We start from the raw sequence: 14,990 nt of genomic DNA, 5'->3' as shown, positions 1-14,990 counted from the left end.
GGTCAGGCGAGCGAGCCGACGAGCAGCGCGACCACGGCGAGCAGCGGGACGACTCCTTGCTTGAGAGCCGCACCCCGCTTGTCGGGCGAGGAGACGAGCAGCACCGTCGCGGCCGCTGCCATCGACCCGGCGCCCGCGAACACCAGCGCCGTACCCGCGGCCTCCGAGCCCGCGGCGACCAGGACGATGCCGACCCCGGTGACGATCGCCAGGAACAGGTTGTAGAAGCCCTGGTTGTAGGCGAGCTCCTTGGTCGCCTCGGCCTCCTCGGCGCTCGTCCCGAAGACGGCGCGCGTCTTCGCGCTCGTCCAGGTCAGCGACTCCATCACGAAGATGTAGACGTGCACCAACGCAGCAAGCCCGGCGAGCACCAACGCCACAACGACCATCATGGGCTGAGAGTAACCGGCTGAGAAGCGGTTGGCCGACTCCCTCCCCGAGACGGCTTCGTGGTGGCAGGATCTCCGTCATGACCGCCGTACGACCTCATCGGCTGATGCGGATGAGCGGGCGCGACCCGGACGAGGTCGGCCGCTCCGCCACTCCCCTGGAGCTGTTGTTCGATCTCGCCTTCGTCGTCGCGTTCGCGCAGGCCGGCGAGGCCTTCGCCCATCTGGTCGCCGAGGAGCACCTGGCGGCGGCGATCGGTGCGTTTCTCTTCACCGCGGTGGCGATCTGCTGGGCATGGATCAACTTCGCCTGGTTCGCCTCCGGGTTCGACACCGACGACTGGGTGTTCCGTGCTCTCACCATCGTGCAGATGGCCGGCGCCATCGTCGTGGCCCTGGGCGTCGCGCCGCTGTTCGAGTCGGTCGACCACGGTGGCTTCCTCGACAACCGCGTCCTGGTCGCGGGGTACATCGTGATGCGGGTCGCGATGGTCGCCCAGTGGCTCCGAGCGGCGTCCCAGTCCCCCGCCTACCGGCGCACCGCGATCACCTACGCCGGTTCGATCCTGGTCGCACAGATCGGCTGGGTCGCCCTCGCGGTGGCTCAGACGAGCTCGGTGGCGCTGGTGGTGCTCGCGGCGGTCGTCTGCTACGGCGTCGAGATGATCGGCCCGATCTATGCCAAGCGGCGCTGGGGCATGCCGTGGAACGCCCAACACATCGCCGAGCGCTACGGGCTGCTGCTCATCATCACGCTGGGTGAGGTCATCCTAGGCACGGTCGCAGCGGTGGCGTCCGCCGTCGAGCACGTCGGCTGGTCGCAGGAGTCGATCCTGCTCGTGGTCGCCGGCACGCTGCTGACCTTCGGGATCTGGTGGGACTACTACATCATCCCGTTCGCGCACTTCATCGAGCGTCGTCGTCACCGGGCCTGGATGTTCGCCTACGGCCACATCCTCATCTTCGCCTCGGTGGCGGCCTTCGGTGGTGGCATCCACGTGGCTGCGTACGTCGTCGAGGGTGAGGCGCATATCGGCGTCCTCGGAGCCGCGCTCGCGGTCGCGATCCCGCTGGCGATCTTCACGATCGCCTACTTCGGCATCTACTCCTCGCTGATGGGTCGCATCGACATGCTGCACGTCAACCTGGCTGTCGGCATGCTCGCGGTGCTGGTGCTCGGCGTGGCCGCGGCGGCAACCGGTGTCTCTCTCGGCTGGTCGCTGCTGATCCTGGCGGCCGCGCCGTACGTGACGGTCGTCGTCTACGAGACCTGGGGCTATCAGCACGTGGCCGCGGACGTCGAGGCCATCCGGGCTGTCCAGTAGCGGCGTCCGCCGTTCGTCGTTCAGGTTCGGATCAGTCGGTTCAGCACCGCCCGGAGGGGCGGCCATCGGTCGCGCCCGCGGCGGGTCATGGCGAAGGCGCGCAGGCGCACCGTGGGATCGGTCAACGGCCGTACGGCGACGCCGCGGCGGGAGGTGCGTCCGCGTGGCAACAGCGCGAGTCCGTGGCCGGCGAGAACGAGGTCGTCCACCAGTTCGAGCGCATCGACCCGATGAACGACCCGAGGGGTGAATCCCGCCATCGACGCGAGTGTGCGGAGCACCTCCTCGTCGGCTGTGTGGCGCGAGTTCACGATCCAGTCCCGGTCGGCGAAGGTCGCGAACGGGGCACGTGGCTCATGGGACGGCATGCCGAGGCCCCAGGTGACTTCCCACAGCGGGAGGGTGTCGTAGTCGCTGCTCCAGGAGGCGGGAGCGATGTTGTAGTCGTAGACGAGCGCCAGGTCGACGTCGTCGCGTGCGAGCAGTCCCAGTGCCTCGGGTGGTTCGTGCTCGCGCAACCGCACCTCGATCCCGGGGTGGTCGTGCCGGAGGCCGTCGATGGCGGGCATGAGAGATCGTCGGATCGCGGTGGCGAAGCCGGCCACCCGAAGCACGCCGGCGGGCTCGGCGTCCGGGTCGAGGTCGAGACGAGCGGCCTCGACCGCCGCGAGGATCGTGACGGCGTGCTCGGCGAGGCGGTGACCCGCAGGAGTGAGGCGTACGCGTCGGCCGTCGGGTTCGACGAGGGCCGTTCCGACCTCTCGCGCGAGCGCTGCGACGGCTTGCGAGACGCTGGACGTGCTTGTGCCGATCTCGGCGGCGACCTCGTGCATCGAACCGAGACGGGAGAGCTCGAGCAGCATCCGGAGCCTGCGTACGTCCACCGGCTCATTGTTTCGATATTGCGAACATATTGTCCAGCAATGTCACGTGGACACGAACGGATCCCGTGGGTTCACTGGATCGCATGACCACCTCACACTCCGCCCGCAACGGTGCCTCGATGGCGATGGCCGCCATGCTCTGCGTACAGCTGGGCCTTGCGGCGTCGGTGGGTCTGATCGACCAGCTCGGCCCGGCGGGAGTCGCCTGGTTGCGGCTGTTCTGGGCGGGCATCCTTCTTCTGGTCCTCGTCCGGCCGCGCCCGTCGACCTTCAGCCGCGAGACGCTCCTGTGCGGCGTCGCGCTCGGTGTGGTCACCTCCGGTCTGACCCTGCTGTTCATGGCTGCCCTGGCCCGACTCCCGCTCGGTACGGCTGCTGCCCTGGAGTTCCTCGGGCCGTTGGGGGTGGCCGTCGTCCGCAGTCGCGGCACCGCACGTGCGTGGGCGCTCGTGGCCGCCGGCGGTGTGCTGTGCCTGACCCAGCCGTGGAACGGCGCCGTGGACGCGCTCGGTGTCGCGTTCGCTCTGAGCGCGGCCGCCTGCTGGGCGTCCTACATCCTGTTGACGCAGCGAGTCGGCGATGCGGTCAGTGGCATCGGTGGACTCGCGATCTCCATGCCGGTCGCGGCCGTGGTCGCCACCGTCGTGGTCGGACCTGGCATCGTGGAGCGGCTCACGCCCGAGCTCCTGCTCGCCGGCCTGGGTCTGGCCCTCCTGGTGCCGGTGGTGCCCTTCGCTCTGGAGATGATGGCGCTACGTCGTCTCACCGCCGGTGCCTTCGGGACGCTCATGGCGCTCGAGCCGGCGTTGGCGCTGGTGATCGGGTTCGTCGCTCTCCACCAGGTGCCGAACCTGGTCGCCGTGCTCGGGATCGGGCTCGTGGTCGCGGCTGGGGTCGGGGCCGAGCGTGCGGGCGGGCGCAGCCCGGCCGTCGAAGGTGGCAGTCCCCCGGTTCAGCGCGCCGTGGACGAGCGCTCCCTTTCCAGCCTTTAGCGGGCTCGGTCGCTCAGTCGAAGACCGACCAACAGATGTCGTTGCGGATCCGCTGGTCGTCGAGGACGAGGTCGCGGACGGGTTCCGGGAGCTGCTCGCGCTGCCAGCGGCACTCGCGGCGACCGGCCTCGACGGCCTCGCCGGGCGGAGCCGCGTCGCGTACGGCCTTGATCGCGTACGCAGCCGCGCCCAGGTCGTGGGCGGCGACGTGTGCGACCACGCCCGCCTGTCCGGCGGCGTACGCGGCGTTGCGGGCGGCTCCACGTAGCGGCCGGGCCGCGCCCATCGCGTGACCGCCCAGCGCACGGGCCTCCATCATCTTCAGCTCGCCGCGCGTCCAGGCGCGGGCGGCCTCGATGGCCTCGCGCGGACGCGGGTCGTCAGGACACTCGGACTCGAAGAGGTGGAGCACGTGCTCGGCGCAGGTCGCCGCCCACAGCGCGAGCAGATGGTGGTCGGCATCGGTGAGCGTCCCGCCGCGGCGGACCGTGATCAGGCGCGGGTCGCGCTCCTTCGCCAGGATCATCGCTCTCCTCGGTTCATCGGGTGGTCGGGCCCGGGCCCGTCGGGGTGGAGGAGGTCGTAGGCCGCGGAGACCTTCTTCGGTACGCAGAGCCGCCAGGCGTCCACGACGAACTCGCACGCCTCGATCGGGTCGAGCTCACCGAGGGACGACTCGACCCAGTTGAACCGCATCTCCGACTCTCGGGGCAGGTGGAACTTGTGGGGTGCGCCGGCCACCAGTGCGGCCCGCTCCTCCTTCGGGAAGCCGAAACCCATCTCGGTCTCGTCCAGGGAGAAGGCGACGTAGACGATCGAGCCGACCCGGAACTTCAGCCGGCCGCGTACGAAGACCTCATAAGATCTCTCGAGACTGGAGCCGAGCCACCGGACATCTTCCACGGTTGCCATGCTCCGGAGCGTACCCATGTCTGAACGGCGACGGCGTTCGTTACGGATCAGTTAAATCCCTCCGGCGATGGACAAATCTGCGAACGTTACATTCCCGTGCAACGAAATTTGGTGTTGAGTCAGCGATCGAAATCCGCGCCCCAGACCCCGTGGGTCCGGACTGAGTGAGAGGACCCTCATCACATGACGTTGACCCGTTCAGCTCGCATCGCAGCCACGGCGATCAGCCTGGCTCTCGGCGCCGCCTCGGTGGCCATGACCGCCGTCCCGGCGGCGGCGTGGGCGCCGCAGGAGTCGAAGGCCGCCTGCGTCGAGCCCGCCGGCCATGACGAGGCCGACGCCGCCCGAGGCGGCTCCGGTGGGGACCACCGCGACATCTCCGCGGCCGAGCAGCAGCGGATCGAGGCCCGCACGGCGGCGATCCTGGCCAAGAAGGGCAGCAGCAGCGCGCGCACCGCGGCCACCGTTCCCGTCTACATCCACAAGATGCTCGGCACGGACGGCTCCGGCGACGTGACCCAAGCGCAGATCGACGCGCAGATCGCCGAGCTCAACCAGGACTTCGCAGGTCAGGAGCTGGCCGGCACGGCTGCAGACACCGGTTTCACGTTCACGCTCGCCGGCGTCGACACCTACTACAACAACCAGTGGCACAAGGACCGTCAGTCGACGACCTACCGCAGCCAGACCCGCCTGGGCGGCAAGAACGCGCTCAACATCTGGCTCGTCGACTTCGGCTACCTCGGCATCGCGACGTTCCCCTGGGACTACGCGCGCAACCCGGGCATCGACGGTATCCGCGTGCAGTACAGCTCGCTTCCTGGCGGCTCGGCCACCAACTACGACCAGGGCAAGACCGCGACCCACGAGGCCGGCCACTGGTTCGGGCTCTACCACACCTTCCAGGGTGGCTGCACCACGACCAACGACGAGGTCGCGGACACCCCGGCTCAGTCCAGCTCGACCTCGGGCTGCCCGGCCGGCCGTGACTCCTGCAGCCTGCCCGGCCTCGACCCGATCCACAACTACATGGACTACAGCTACGACAGCTGCTACAACCAGTTCACCCTGGGTCAGAGCACCCGGATGGACCAGATGTGGGCGGCCTACCGCGCCTGATCATCGGGCCTGATCATCACCGCTGCTCGTCCGGCGCGTCCTCCGTGACTCGCCGGGCGAGCAGCTGCCATGTCCGGAGGGCCATCATGTCCCCATGGCGACGAAGACGGATCTGAAGAAGACGCTCGACGGCTACCGGGCGCGGCGGGGCGAGTTCCGGGTCCTCGAGGTGCCGCCACTCCCCTATCTGATGGTCGACGGGCACGGTGATCCCAACACCGCCCAGGAGTACGCCGACGCGCTCGCGGCGCTCTACCCGGTGGCGTACAAGCTGAAGTTCGCCAGCAAGGAGGACGGCCGCGACTACGTGGTGCCGCCGCTGGAGGCGCTGTGGTGGGCCGAGGACATGGACGCGTTCACCAGTGCGCGGGACAAGTCGCAGTGGGACTGGACCGCGATGATCATGACCCCGGACTGGATCACCGGGTCGATGGTCGACGCGGCGATCGAGAAGGTCGCTGCCAAGGACCGGCCGGCCGGCCTGGACAAGGTCCGCTGGGAGACGCTCAGCGAAGGCACCTGCGTGCAGACCCTGCACCTGGGGCCGTACGACGAGGAGGGCCCGGTCCTCGAGGAGATGCACGAGCGCTTCATTCCCGAGCACGGGTTGCGGATGACCGGGAAGCACCACGAGATCTACCTCGGCGACCCGCGGCGGGTCGAGCCGTCGAAGCTGCGGACTATCCTGCGTCAGCCGGTCATGTCTGCCTGACCGGGGCGGCACCGGTCATTCGGTGTACGAATGTTGACTGAAACTCTTGTCGGCGTGAGCGCGGTCACATTACTCTTCAGTAACTCGGGACGGAGCAGTCCCGCTCACGTGAGGAGAGTTCCCCCATGCCTCTGCACGCATCGAGGATGTTCGTGAAGCGTCCTGGCCGCCACACCGTACGTGTGCTCGCCACCGCACTGGCCGTCGCCGCGGTCACTCCGGCCGCCCTCGCAGCCCCCGCCTCAGCCGCCGACACCGGCACCACCGTCGTCTCCCGCGGCGTCGAGATCCCGCCGTTCTACAACCCGCCGGCGACCCTTCCCGACGCCAACGGCGAGCTCGTACGCACCGAGCCCCTCCGCCTCGGCTTCGGACTCTCGATCCCCGGCATCGGGTCGCTGCCCGGCACCGCGACCCGGGTCATGTACAAGACGACCGACAACAACGGTGCCCCCGCCGCGGTGACCGGCGCCTACATCGAGCCGTTCGCCGCGTGGAGCGGTCCCGGCGACCGTCCGCTCGTGGTCGTCGCGCCCGGCACCATGGGCCAGGGCGACCAGTGCTCGGCCTCGCTCGGCCTCGAGCGACCGATCTTCTTCAACGGCAGGACCGTCTCCGTGGGCTACGAGGACATCGGGATCTACCGCCTGCTGGCGCGTGGCGTGGCGGTGATGGTGACCGACTACGTCGGCCTCGGCACCACCGACCGGCTGCACACCTATGTCGACCGGGTCGACGGCGGTCACGCCGTCCTCGACGCGGCTCGGGCGGCCCGCAGCGTTCCGGAGGCATCGGTGACCAGCGGTTCGCGGGTGGCGCTCTACGGCTACAGCCAGGGCGGCGGCGCGACCGGGTCGGCCTCCGAGCTCGCCGCGGAATATGCCCCCGACGTCAACCTCGTCGGTGCCTATGTCGGCGCACCGCCCGCCGACCTGCGCGCGACGGCGGAGGGCATCGACGGGTCCGCTCTGGTGGCGGCGCTCGGCTGGACCATCAACGGTCTGGCGCAGTCCAACCCGGAGCTGCGGCCGATCCTCGACGAGAACCTCAACGCCAAGGGGAAGGCGGCGCTCGAGGACCTGTCGACGGCGTGCGTCGCCGACGGCATCGCCCGCTACCCGTTCCAGCGCAGCAGCAGCTGGACCACGACCGGGGAGAGCCTCGACGACATCATCGAGCGCGAGCCCGAGGTGCAGGCGATCATGGCCGAGCAGAAGCTCGGGAACCTGGCGCCGCGGATCCCGGTCCGCCTCGCCACCGGCACCGAGGACGACATCGTCCCGCACGAGCAGGCCCGTCAGCTGGCCGTCGACTGGTGCGGCCAGGGAGCCAAGGTGACCTACCAGGCGGTCGTGCTGCCCAACCTCGGCGACGGGCTGATCACCAACCACGTCACGCCGCTCCTGGTCGACCAGACCGCCGCGGTCAACTGGATCACCGACCGGGTCAAGGGCGTCGCGGCCGGCTCCACCTGCGCGACGCTGCCGAGTCAGCCCTGAGGTCGGCGTAGCCGCACGGACAGGCAGGTGACACAGCCTTCGAGCTTCTCGAACTCGGAGATGTCGACGGCCACGACCGTGTAGCCACGCTCCTCGAAGATGGCCCGGCTCAGCGGCGCCGAGGCGGCCATCAGCAGCGTGTCGTCTTCGAGGACGACCACGTGGGAGCCCGACTCCTCCGGGACCGGCAGGAACCGGGCTCCCCACACGCTCGGGTCGTCGACCAGCGGCTCGTGGCCGATGACGGTGCCGTCGGGAAGCGCGGTGACGGCCGACTTGAGGTGAAGGACCTTCGAGACCGGGACGGCGACGACCTCGGCGCCCAGCGGCGCGAGCAGAGCCCGGAGCTGGGCGATCCCCTCGGCGTTCGTGCGGCCGCCCTCCCCCACCCAGACGGTGTCGCCGTGCTTGAGCACGTCGCCGCCGTCCAGCGTTCCGGGCGCCTCGATGTGGGCGATCCGGTATCCCCGCGCCCGGACGGCGTCCTCGGCCGCGGCGATCTCCGGGCGCCGCTCCAGGGCACCCGGACGGCTGATCACGGCCAGGTCCCCGAAGACCACCATCGTGTCCTCGACGAAGACGGAGTCCGGGCAGTCGTCGGCGGGATCGACCTCGTGCGTGGTCCAGCCAGCGGAGCGCATCGCGGCGACGTACGCCTCCCACTGCTCGGCGGCGAGGTCGACGTCGACCGGGCTCCGCTCGATGTGGGTGACGAGCCCGTCGGCGAGGCGGGGCGAGGGGCGGCGTACGAGAGCGTGCATGGGTGAAGTATCCCTACCCGATCCAGAACCGGAGCTCGTTCCCGAGCTGTTCGTCCGGTACGCCGCCGTTCTTCTCGATCACACGGCGCGACGCCTCGTTGGCCGGGTCGCAGGTGAGCAGCGCACGGGAGACGCCGTGCTCGCGCGCCCTCTCGAGGCCGAGCCCGAGCATGCGGGTGGCATGACCCTGGCGCCGCCACGGGGCGACGACGTGGTAGCCGATGTGACCACCGTCGACGGCGAGCTCGGGCGTCAGCGTGTGGCGCACGACCAGGGTGCCGAGATAGTGCTCGCCGGAGACGTACCAGTAGACCGTCGACATCACCTCCCACCGCTCCTTGTCGTGCTCCCTGGCCGCGACGAACGCGTCGAAGTCCTCGCTGGCCGGCCCGAGCCAGTCGGTATCGGTGCCACGGAGGAGGCAGTCGGCCTGTTCCCCGGTGAGGTAGGAGGTGCGTACGGCCGTCGTCGGACGGACCAGGCGAGGTGGTTCTGGCAGCGTGATCATCGCCGGTCAGACAACCATGCGGCGTGCCCCGAACGCACCAGGTTTTGGTCGGGGTGCGGGCTAGATTGAGGCCATGAGCGAGCATGAGGGACGCGAGATGTTCGAGCCGGAGTCGTGGGAGGAGCGCTACGCCGGTGAGGAGAAGGTCTGGAGCGGCAACCCGAACCCTCAGCTCGTCGCCGAGATCTCCGCGCTGACGCCGGGCACGGCGCTGGACGTCGGCTGCGGGGAGGGCGGCGACGTGATCTGGCTGGCCCAGCAGGGCTGGACGGTCACCGGCGCCGACTTCGCCGCGAACGGGCTCGCCCGGGCCCAGCGGCATGCCGAGGAGGCCGGGGTCGCGGAGCGTACGTCCTGGTGGCAGGTCGACGCCCGCACCTTCGATGCCGAGGGTCGAGCGTTCGACCTGGTCACGTGCCACTTCCTGCACACGCCCGACGGCAGCATGGTCGACGTCGCCGGACGCCTGGCCACCGCGGTCGCACCGGGCGGCCACCTCCTCATCGTCGGCCACGCCCCCTCGGAGGTCTTCGCGCGACACAGCCACCACGACGCGATGTTCCTCGCCACGGACCTGCTCCCCGGGCTACCGGAGGACTTCGAGCCCATCGTGGTCGAGCAGCGCCCCCGCCTGACCATCCGCGACGGCATCCCGGTCGAGATCGACGACTCGACCCTGCTCGCGCGACGCAAGGCCTAGGCGCGGACCATTCGCCGATGGAGGCCGACGGACTCGGGCTTGGTCTCCCCGTCGAACCGGAATCCCTGGCGCTCGTAGAACCCGATCGCGCGCAGGTTGCCGTCGAGAACCCACAGGTACGCCGACGAGGACCCGATCGCCTTCTCGAGCAGTCGATGGCCCAGGCCGGTGCCGTACCTCTCCGCGCGGACGTAGAGCGCGGAGAGCTCCAGCGGCGGCAACCCGGGATCGGTGTCACGGCCCGGTCCGGCGCTCGCGAAGCCGAGCAGCCGGCCCGGCTCGTCGTCCTCGGCGACCAGGGTGGAGAACGGCCCGGTCCCGAGGTTGGTGCGCCACCGGTCGATCCTGGTCGCGCGCTCTGAGCGCCGTTCGGTGAAGATCGAGTCCGGCATCAGGCCGGCGTACGCCTCCTCCCACACGTCGAGGTGGAGATCGGTCAACGCCTCGGCGTCATCGACGACAGCCGCTCGGATCAGCATGCGGTGAGGATAGGAAGAACCTCAGTCGAGGCACCACTCGTTTCCCTCGGGGTCCTGCATGACGATGAAGCCATTGCTCATCGGCGGCTCGGGCTCGAACCGGCGGACCCGGGTGGCGCCGAGCGCGACCACCCGCTCGCACTCCGCCTCCAACGCGGCCATCCGCTCCTCCCCCTGCAGCCCCGGAGCCGCGCGGACGTCGAGGTGGACGCGGTTCTTGGCGGTCTTCGACTCGGGGACGCGCTGGAAGAAAACGCGCGGGCCGTCGCCCGTGGGGTGGACGATCGCGGAGTTGTTGTTGCGCTGGTCGGCGGGGACGCCGATGCGCTCGAGGAACTCGTCCCAGGCGTCGAGGGGATCGACGCCCTCGGGAACCTCGACTCCCGGAGGTCCGGGGTGAACGTAACCGAGCACGTCGCGCCAGAACTCGGAGAGTGCACGCGGGTCGTGCGCGTCGAAGGTGACCTGGACGGTTCGTGTTTCAAGAGCCATGGCTCCACCATGGCATCGAATCAGGACAGTCTGCGTCCGCTATCGGCGATGGGCAGGACCGGGCAGCCCGAGGCCCCGGCGCTCCTCCATCCGCAGCGCGATCATCGGCACCACGATCGCGGCGGCGACGACATGGGTCAGACAGAGGAAACCGACGAAGGTCAGGTCGAACTCGAAGACGGGCAGCACGTCGGGGACCAGGGAGAGCCCGGTGAGCACGATCATCGTGATCTGGAAGGTCGAGCGGGGCATCGTGGCCACCCGGATCATCACCTCGGCGATGATGATGCCGATCAGCGAGCAGTAGATGGTGAGCATCGGGAACGCGGAGAGCGGTACGTCGCCGAGGCTGCTGCCGAAGTCGACCCCGGCCGCCTTGGCGATCACGGCCATCACCGTCGTGGCGACCGCGGCGACGGCCGTGGCCACCAGCCCGCGCGGCCATACCGGCGCCGGCCGCTCCTCGACCTGCGTGATCTCCACCGCCGTGGTCCGCCTGTGCTCGGGAAGGTGGAGGGTCATGCTCGGGTGCTCCTTGATTGATACTGCAACCAAGGCACACTAAGCGCGACCCTTTACCCCGACCGCATCCAGATGGCCGCAACCGGACGTGATTCGCACCACCCGGCGCGTCAGATCAGGCCCCGACGTACGCCGCCAGGTGCTCGCCGGTCAGCGTCGACTTCTTCGCGACGAGCTCTGCGGGCGTACCTTCGAAGACGACCAGGCCACCGTCGTGGCCGGCCCCCGGGCCGAGGTCGATGATCCAGTCGGCGTGGGCCATGACGGCCTGGTGGTGCTCGATCACGATGACCGACTTGCCGGCGTCGACCAGCTTGTCGAGCAGCGCGAGCAGGTTGTCGACGTCGGCCAGGTGGAGACCCGTGGTCGGCTCGTCCAGGACGTACGTCCCGCCCTTCTCCCCCAGGTGCATGGCCAGCTTGATCCGCTGCCGCTCACCGCCGGAGAGGGTGTTGAGAGGCTGACCGAGCTTGAGGTAGCCGAGGCCGACGTCGGTCATCCGCTCCAGGATCTTGGCAGCCGGCGGCACCTTCGACTCACCTTCGGAGAAGAACTCGTGCGCCTTGGCCACCGACAGATCGAGCACCTCGGCGATGTTGAGCCCGCCGAGGCGGTATTCGAGCACCAGCGCCTGGAACCGCTTGCCGCCGCAGTCCTCGCAGGGCGAGGCGACGGTCTCCATGAACCCGAGCTCGGTGTAGATCATCCCGTTGCCCTTGCAGGTCGGGCAGGCACCCTCGGAGTTGGCCGAGAAGAGCGCCGGCTTCACCCCGTTGGCCTTCGCGAACGCCTTGCGGATCGGCTCGAGCAGACCCGTGTAGGTCGCCGGGTTGCTCCGGCGTGACCCCTTGATCGCGCTCTGGTCGACGAACTCGACGTCCTCGCTCGCGGGGATGGAGCCGTGGATCAGGGACGACTTGCCCGAACCGGCGACGCCGGTGACGACCGTCAGCACGCCGAGCGGGATGTCGACGTCGACGTTGCGCAGGTTGTGGGAGGTCGCCCCGCGGATCTCCAGCTGCCCCTTCGGCGTGCGGACGCTCTCCTTGAGCGAGGCCCGGTGGCCGAGGTGGCGCCCGGTGAGGGTGTCGGCCTTCGCGAGCCCCTCGAAGGTGCCCTCGAAGCAGATCGTGCCGCCGTCGCTGCCCGCACCCGGGCCGAGGTCGACGACGTGGTCGGCGATCGCGATCGTCTCCGGCTTGTGCTCGACGACCAGGACGGTGTTGCCCTTGTCGCGCAGGTCGAGGAGCAGCTTGTTCATCCGCTGGATGTCGTGCGGGTGCAGCCCGACGGTCGGCTCGTCGAAGACGTAGGTCACGTCGGTCAGCGCGGAGCCGAGGTGACGGACCATCTTCGTACGCTGCGCCTCACCGCCGCTCAGGGTGCCGGAGGGCCGGTCGAGGGAGAGATAGCCCAGACCGATCTCGACGAACGAGTCGAACAGGTGCAGCAGACCGGCGACCAGCGGCGCGACGCCCGGGTCGTCGATGCTCCGCAGCCACTCGGCCGCGTCGGTGACCTGCATCGCGCACACGTCGGCGATCGACTTGCCGCGGATCTTGGAGGAGAGCGCCGACTCGTTGAGCCGGGTGCCACCACAGGCGGGGCACGGCTTGAAGACCGCTGCCGCCTCGACGAACTTCTTGATGTGCGGCTGCAGCGCCTCGACGTCCTTGCTGAACATCGACTTGCGGATCTTCGGGATCAGGCCCTCGTAGGTCGCGTTGATGCCCTCGAGCTTGATCTTGCGCGGCTCGGCGTAGAGCAGGTCGTGGCGCTGCTCCTCGGTCAGGTCCTTGATCGGCACGTCGGCCGGCACGACCACCTTGAACGCCGCGACCATCCACCCGTCGGCGGTGTAGCCGGGCACCAGGATCGCCCCGTCGACCAGGGACTTCGACTCGTCGATGATGACCGCGAGGTCGAGGTCGGAGATCGTCCCGCGACCCTCGCACTCGGCGCACATGCCGCCGAGGTAGACCGCGTCCTTGACGATCGTCTTCTCGCCCTTGGGGCCGGTCATCACGCCGCTCGCGCGGGTGGTGGGGATGTTGAAGGAGAACGCTGTCGGGCCGCCGATGTAGGGGTCGCCGAGCCGGCTGAACAGCGAGCGCAGCATCGCGTGGGCGTCGGTGACCGTGCCCAGGGTCGAGCGCGGGTTGGCGCCGAGCCGCTCCTGGTCGACCAGGATGGCGGTGGTCAGCCCCTCCATCGCGTCGACCTCCGGCCGCGGCAGGCTGGGCATGAACCCCTGGATGAACGTCGAGTACGTCTCGTCGATCAGCCGCCGCGACTCCGCCGCGATCGTGCCGAAGACCAGCGACGACTTCCCCGACCCCGACACCCCGGTGAACACCGAGAGCCGGCGCTTCGGGATCTCGACCGAGACGTCCTTGAGGTTGTTCTGCCGGGCGCCCTGGACGCGGATCAGATCGTGCGTGTCGGCATCGTGTGCGGCCGTACGGGGATCGCTCATGGCGGTCAGGCTAGCCGGAGGATTGAACCCGGGCGTGCACATTTTCCCGGCTCACTTGATCTGCTGGAGACGGACCGTGTTGCCCGCCGGATCGCGGAACGAGCAGTCCCTCATCCCCCAGTCCTGGTCGGTCGGCTCCGACATGATCTCGCCGCCGGCGGCGTCGATGCCGGCCTGGATCTTCTCGAAGGCGGCGTCGACGTCCGGGGAGGAGAGCATCAGGCTGGCGAAGGTGCCCTTCGCCATCATCTCCAGGACCACCCGGCCCTCGTCCTCGGTGATGTTCGGGTCGGCGAGCGGCGGGTAGAGCACGACGCTCACCCCGGGCTGAGAGGGCGGTCCGATGGTGAGCCAGCGCATCGCCTCGTACCCGACGTCCTTCCTGACCTCGAATCCCAGCAGGTCGCGGTAGAACCTCAGCGAGGCCTCCGGGTCGGTGTGCGGAAGGTAGCTGTGGCAGATGTTGATGTCCATGGACCTCAACCTATGTAGGGGTCCGGCACCTTCGCTTCTCGATTTCTGACCGGTCTGGTGACCTGTTTCGAGACGCAGGGCGGGATGCCGGCCCCGCCACTCGTCGCCTTGTCCCGGTAGACGCGCGGCGACATCCCGACGAGCTCGCTGAACCGGGTCGAGAACGTCCCCAGCGACCCGAAGCCGACCGCGAAGCAGATGTCGGTGACGCTGAGGTCGCCCCGCCGCAGCAGGGTCATCGCCCGCTCCACGCGCCGGGTCATCAGGTAGGAGTAGGGAGGCTCGCCGTAGGCCTTGCGGAACTCCCGGCTCAGGTGTCCGGCCGACATGTGTACGCCGCGGGCCAGCGCCTCCACGTCCAGCGGCTGCGCGTACTCCCGGTCGATCCGGTCCTTGACCTTCCGCAGCAGCTTCAGGTCACGAAGGCGCTGTTCCTGGTCGGGCTTGCTCGTCACCCTCCGATCCTCCCATTTGATGAATCTGCCGCGTGTCGAAGTAAAGATGTCGAAATCGGGCGCGCACACTCGTGGAGTAGGTGAAGGCACAACACGCGGATAGGAGAAAGTCATGTGGGACACGGTTCAGAACCCCGAGAACACCAACGTACGCAGCTTCCCGATGTCGCACTTCCTGCCGTGCCCGCGATGCGGCCACGAGGTGCACACCTACCTTGCCTGCAGCGACACCTGCCCCTGCGCCCCGGTCGTGATGCCGGGCAGCGTCGCGCTGGTCGCCTGAGCGGGCCT

The 14,990-nt window shown here is 69.1% G+C and carries 19 protein-coding genes; 7 read left to right on the top strand and 12 right to left on the bottom strand.

Annotated elements, in window-relative coordinates:
• Window positions 1-2: 2 nt before the first annotated feature.
• Window positions 3-392 (bottom strand): DUF1304 domain-containing protein, encoded by a 390-nt coding sequence (locus tag HD557_RS12915; protein WP_196874154.1) that lies wholly within the window; start codon window positions 390-392, stop codon window positions 3-5.
• Between the two features lie 77 nt (window positions 393-469).
• On the opposite strand from HD557_RS12915, the gene HD557_RS12910 reads away from it, so the two are divergent.
• Entirely contained in the window at window positions 470-1,714 is a 1,245-nt protein-coding gene (locus HD557_RS12910) for a low temperature requirement protein A (RefSeq protein ID WP_196874153.1), read from the top strand.
• A 20-nt stretch (window positions 1,715-1,734) separates the two neighbouring features.
• On the opposite strand, the gene HD557_RS12905 is transcribed toward HD557_RS12910, so the two are convergent.
• Window positions 1,735-2,598, bottom strand: coding sequence for a LysR family transcriptional regulator (locus tag HD557_RS12905; RefSeq protein WP_196874152.1), 864 nt, complete (start codon window positions 2,596-2,598; stop codon window positions 1,735-1,737).
• Window positions 2,599-2,681: 83 nt separating this feature from the next.
• Here HD557_RS12905 and HD557_RS12900 point away from each other — a divergent pair, with 83 nt between their 5' ends.
• Window positions 2,682-3,590, top strand: a complete 909-nt coding sequence (locus tag HD557_RS12900; protein ID WP_196874151.1) for an EamA family transporter — start codon at window positions 2,682-2,684, stop codon at window positions 3,588-3,590.
• A gap of 13 nt (window positions 3,591-3,603) precedes the next feature.
• Here HD557_RS12900 and HD557_RS12895 read toward each other — a convergent pair whose 3' ends face one another.
• Entirely contained in the window at window positions 3,604-4,116 is a 513-nt protein-coding gene (locus HD557_RS12895) for a putative immunity protein (RefSeq protein ID WP_196874150.1), read from the bottom strand.
• A complete protein-coding gene (locus HD557_RS12890) occupies window positions 4,113-4,502 on the bottom strand; it encodes an MmcQ/YjbR family DNA-binding protein (protein WP_196874149.1) in 390 nt (129 codons plus the stop codon). The genes HD557_RS12895 and HD557_RS12890 overlap by 4 nt, the downstream gene beginning before the upstream one ends.
• A 183-nt stretch (window positions 4,503-4,685) precedes the next feature.
• On the opposite strand from HD557_RS12890, the gene HD557_RS12885 reads away from it, so the two are divergent.
• The 3 genes from HD557_RS12885 (at window position 4,686) to HD557_RS12875 (ending at window position 7,832) form a co-directional block, all read left to right on the top strand.
• Window positions 4,686-5,621, top strand: a complete 936-nt coding sequence (locus HD557_RS12885; RefSeq protein WP_196874148.1) for a zinc metalloprotease — start codon at window positions 4,686-4,688, stop codon at window positions 5,619-5,621.
• Between the two features lie 94 nt (window positions 5,622-5,715).
• On the top strand, window positions 5,716-6,333 hold the full coding sequence (locus HD557_RS12880) for a GyrI-like domain-containing protein (RefSeq protein WP_196874147.1): 618 nt from the start codon (window positions 5,716-5,718) through the stop codon (window positions 6,331-6,333).
• Between the two features lie 125 nt (window positions 6,334-6,458).
• Window positions 6,459-7,832 carry a lipase family protein gene (locus tag HD557_RS12875; RefSeq protein ID WP_231380272.1) on the top strand — a complete coding sequence of 458 codons (1,374 nt, stop codon included), beginning with the start codon at window positions 6,459-6,461 and terminating at the stop codon, window positions 7,830-7,832.
• Here HD557_RS12875 and ddaH read toward each other — a convergent pair.
• Window positions 7,823-8,593, bottom strand: a complete 771-nt coding sequence (gene ddaH, locus HD557_RS12870) for a dimethylargininase (protein ID WP_196874146.1) — start codon at window positions 8,591-8,593, stop codon at window positions 7,823-7,825. The two genes, HD557_RS12875 and ddaH, sit on opposite strands and share 10 nt — an antisense overlap.
• Window positions 8,594-8,606: 13 nt before the next feature.
• Window positions 8,607-9,101: a GNAT family N-acetyltransferase gene (locus HD557_RS12865; RefSeq protein ID WP_196874145.1), complete on the bottom strand. Its 495-nt coding sequence runs from the start codon at window positions 9,099-9,101 to the stop codon at window positions 8,607-8,609.
• A gap of 73 nt (window positions 9,102-9,174) precedes the next feature.
• On the opposite strand from HD557_RS12865, the gene HD557_RS12860 reads away from it, so the two are divergent.
• Window positions 9,175-9,801 carry a class I SAM-dependent methyltransferase gene (locus tag HD557_RS12860; RefSeq protein ID WP_196874144.1) on the top strand — a complete coding sequence of 209 codons (627 nt, stop codon included), beginning with the start codon at window positions 9,175-9,177 and terminating at the stop codon, window positions 9,799-9,801.
• Here HD557_RS12860 and HD557_RS12855 read toward each other — a convergent pair.
• From HD557_RS12855 to HD557_RS12830, 6 genes are all read right to left on the bottom strand, one after another.
• The gene (locus tag HD557_RS12855) at window positions 9,798-10,280 is read right to left on the bottom strand and encodes a GNAT family N-acetyltransferase (protein WP_231380271.1); all 483 of its coding nucleotides are present in this window, start codon (window positions 10,278-10,280) and stop codon (window positions 9,798-9,800) included. The two genes, HD557_RS12860 and HD557_RS12855, sit on opposite strands and share 4 nt — an antisense overlap.
• Before the next feature lie 21 nt (window positions 10,281-10,301).
• A complete protein-coding gene (locus tag HD557_RS12850) occupies window positions 10,302-10,772 on the bottom strand; it encodes a VOC family protein (RefSeq protein WP_008359663.1) in 471 nt (156 codons plus the stop codon).
• A 39-nt stretch (window positions 10,773-10,811) separates the two neighbouring features.
• Entirely contained in the window at window positions 10,812-11,294 is a 483-nt protein-coding gene (locus HD557_RS12845) for a DUF6069 family protein (protein ID WP_196874143.1), read from the bottom strand.
• A gap of 115 nt (window positions 11,295-11,409) precedes the next feature.
• Window positions 11,410-13,770 (bottom strand): ATP-binding cassette domain-containing protein, encoded by a 2,361-nt coding sequence (locus tag HD557_RS12840; protein WP_196874142.1) that lies wholly within the window; start codon window positions 13,768-13,770, stop codon window positions 11,410-11,412.
• 51 nt (window positions 13,771-13,821) lie between these two features.
• The gene (locus HD557_RS12835) at window positions 13,822-14,244 is read right to left on the bottom strand and encodes a VOC family protein (RefSeq protein WP_008359669.1); all 423 of its coding nucleotides are present in this window, start codon (window positions 14,242-14,244) and stop codon (window positions 13,822-13,824) included.
• Window positions 14,245-14,249: 5 nt separating this feature from the next.
• Window positions 14,250-14,699 (bottom strand): helix-turn-helix transcriptional regulator, encoded by a 450-nt coding sequence (locus HD557_RS12830; protein WP_008359671.1) that lies wholly within the window; start codon window positions 14,697-14,699, stop codon window positions 14,250-14,252.
• 112 nt (window positions 14,700-14,811) lie between these two features.
• Between HD557_RS12830 and HD557_RS12825 the strand changes: the two genes are divergently transcribed.
• Entirely contained in the window at window positions 14,812-14,982 is a 171-nt protein-coding gene (locus HD557_RS12825) for a hypothetical protein (RefSeq protein ID WP_008359672.1), read from the top strand.
• Window positions 14,983-14,990: the final 8 nt, after the last annotated feature.

This window comes from Nocardioides luteus (assembly GCF_015752315.1).
In the GTDB taxonomy this organism is placed as follows: domain Bacteria; phylum Actinomycetota; class Actinomycetes; order Propionibacteriales; family Nocardioidaceae; genus Nocardioides.
Note: the sequence above shows the minus strand (reverse complement) of the source record. Positions and strands in the feature narration are given on the sequence as shown.

What these genes read in the sequence shown, in the direction of transcription:
- HD557_RS12915 (WP_196874154.1), bottom strand. Translation starts at nt 392, where the DNA reads ATGATGGTCGTTGTGGCGTTGGTGCTCGCCGGGCTTGCTGCGTTGGTG.
- HD557_RS12910 (WP_196874153.1), top strand. Translation starts at nt 470, where the DNA reads ATGACCGCCGTACGACCTCATCGGCTGATGCGGATGAGCGGGCGCGAC.
- HD557_RS12900 (WP_196874151.1), top strand. Translation starts at nt 2,682, where the DNA reads ATGACCACCTCACACTCCGCCCGCAACGGTGCCTCGATGGCGATGGCC.
- HD557_RS12895 (WP_196874150.1), bottom strand. Translation starts at nt 4,116, where the DNA reads ATGATCCTGGCGAAGGAGCGCGACCCGCGCCTGATCACGGTCCGCCGC.
- HD557_RS12890 (WP_196874149.1), bottom strand. Translation starts at nt 4,502, where the DNA reads ATGGCAACCGTGGAAGATGTCCGGTGGCTCGGCTCCAGTCTCGAGAGA.
- HD557_RS12885 (WP_196874148.1), top strand. Translation starts at nt 4,686, where the DNA reads ATGACGTTGACCCGTTCAGCTCGCATCGCAGCCACGGCGATCAGCCTG.
- HD557_RS12880 (WP_196874147.1), top strand. Translation starts at nt 5,716, where the DNA reads ATGGCGACGAAGACGGATCTGAAGAAGACGCTCGACGGCTACCGGGCG.
- HD557_RS12875 (WP_231380272.1), top strand. Translation starts at nt 6,459, where the DNA reads ATGCCTCTGCACGCATCGAGGATGTTCGTGAAGCGTCCTGGCCGCCAC.
- ddaH (WP_196874146.1), bottom strand. Translation starts at nt 8,593, where the DNA reads ATGCACGCTCTCGTACGCCGCCCCTCGCCCCGCCTCGCCGACGGGCTC.
- HD557_RS12865 (WP_196874145.1), bottom strand. Translation starts at nt 9,101, where the DNA reads ATGATCACGCTGCCAGAACCACCTCGCCTGGTCCGTCCGACGACGGCC.
- HD557_RS12860 (WP_196874144.1), top strand. Translation starts at nt 9,175, where the DNA reads ATGAGCGAGCATGAGGGACGCGAGATGTTCGAGCCGGAGTCGTGGGAG.
- HD557_RS12855 (WP_231380271.1), bottom strand. Translation starts at nt 10,280, where the DNA reads ATGCTGATCCGAGCGGCTGTCGTCGATGACGCCGAGGCGTTGACCGAT.
- HD557_RS12850 (WP_008359663.1), bottom strand. Translation starts at nt 10,772, where the DNA reads ATGGCTCTTGAAACACGAACCGTCCAGGTCACCTTCGACGCGCACGAC.
- HD557_RS12845 (WP_196874143.1), bottom strand. Translation starts at nt 11,294, where the DNA reads ATGACCCTCCACCTTCCCGAGCACAGGCGGACCACGGCGGTGGAGATC.
- HD557_RS12840 (WP_196874142.1), bottom strand. Translation starts at nt 13,770, where the DNA reads ATGAGCGATCCCCGTACGGCCGCACACGATGCCGACACGCACGATCTG.
- HD557_RS12835 (WP_008359669.1), bottom strand. Translation starts at nt 14,244, where the DNA reads ATGGACATCAACATCTGCCACAGCTACCTTCCGCACACCGACCCGGAG.
- HD557_RS12825 (WP_008359672.1), top strand. Translation starts at nt 14,812, where the DNA reads ATGTGGGACACGGTTCAGAACCCCGAGAACACCAACGTACGCAGCTTC.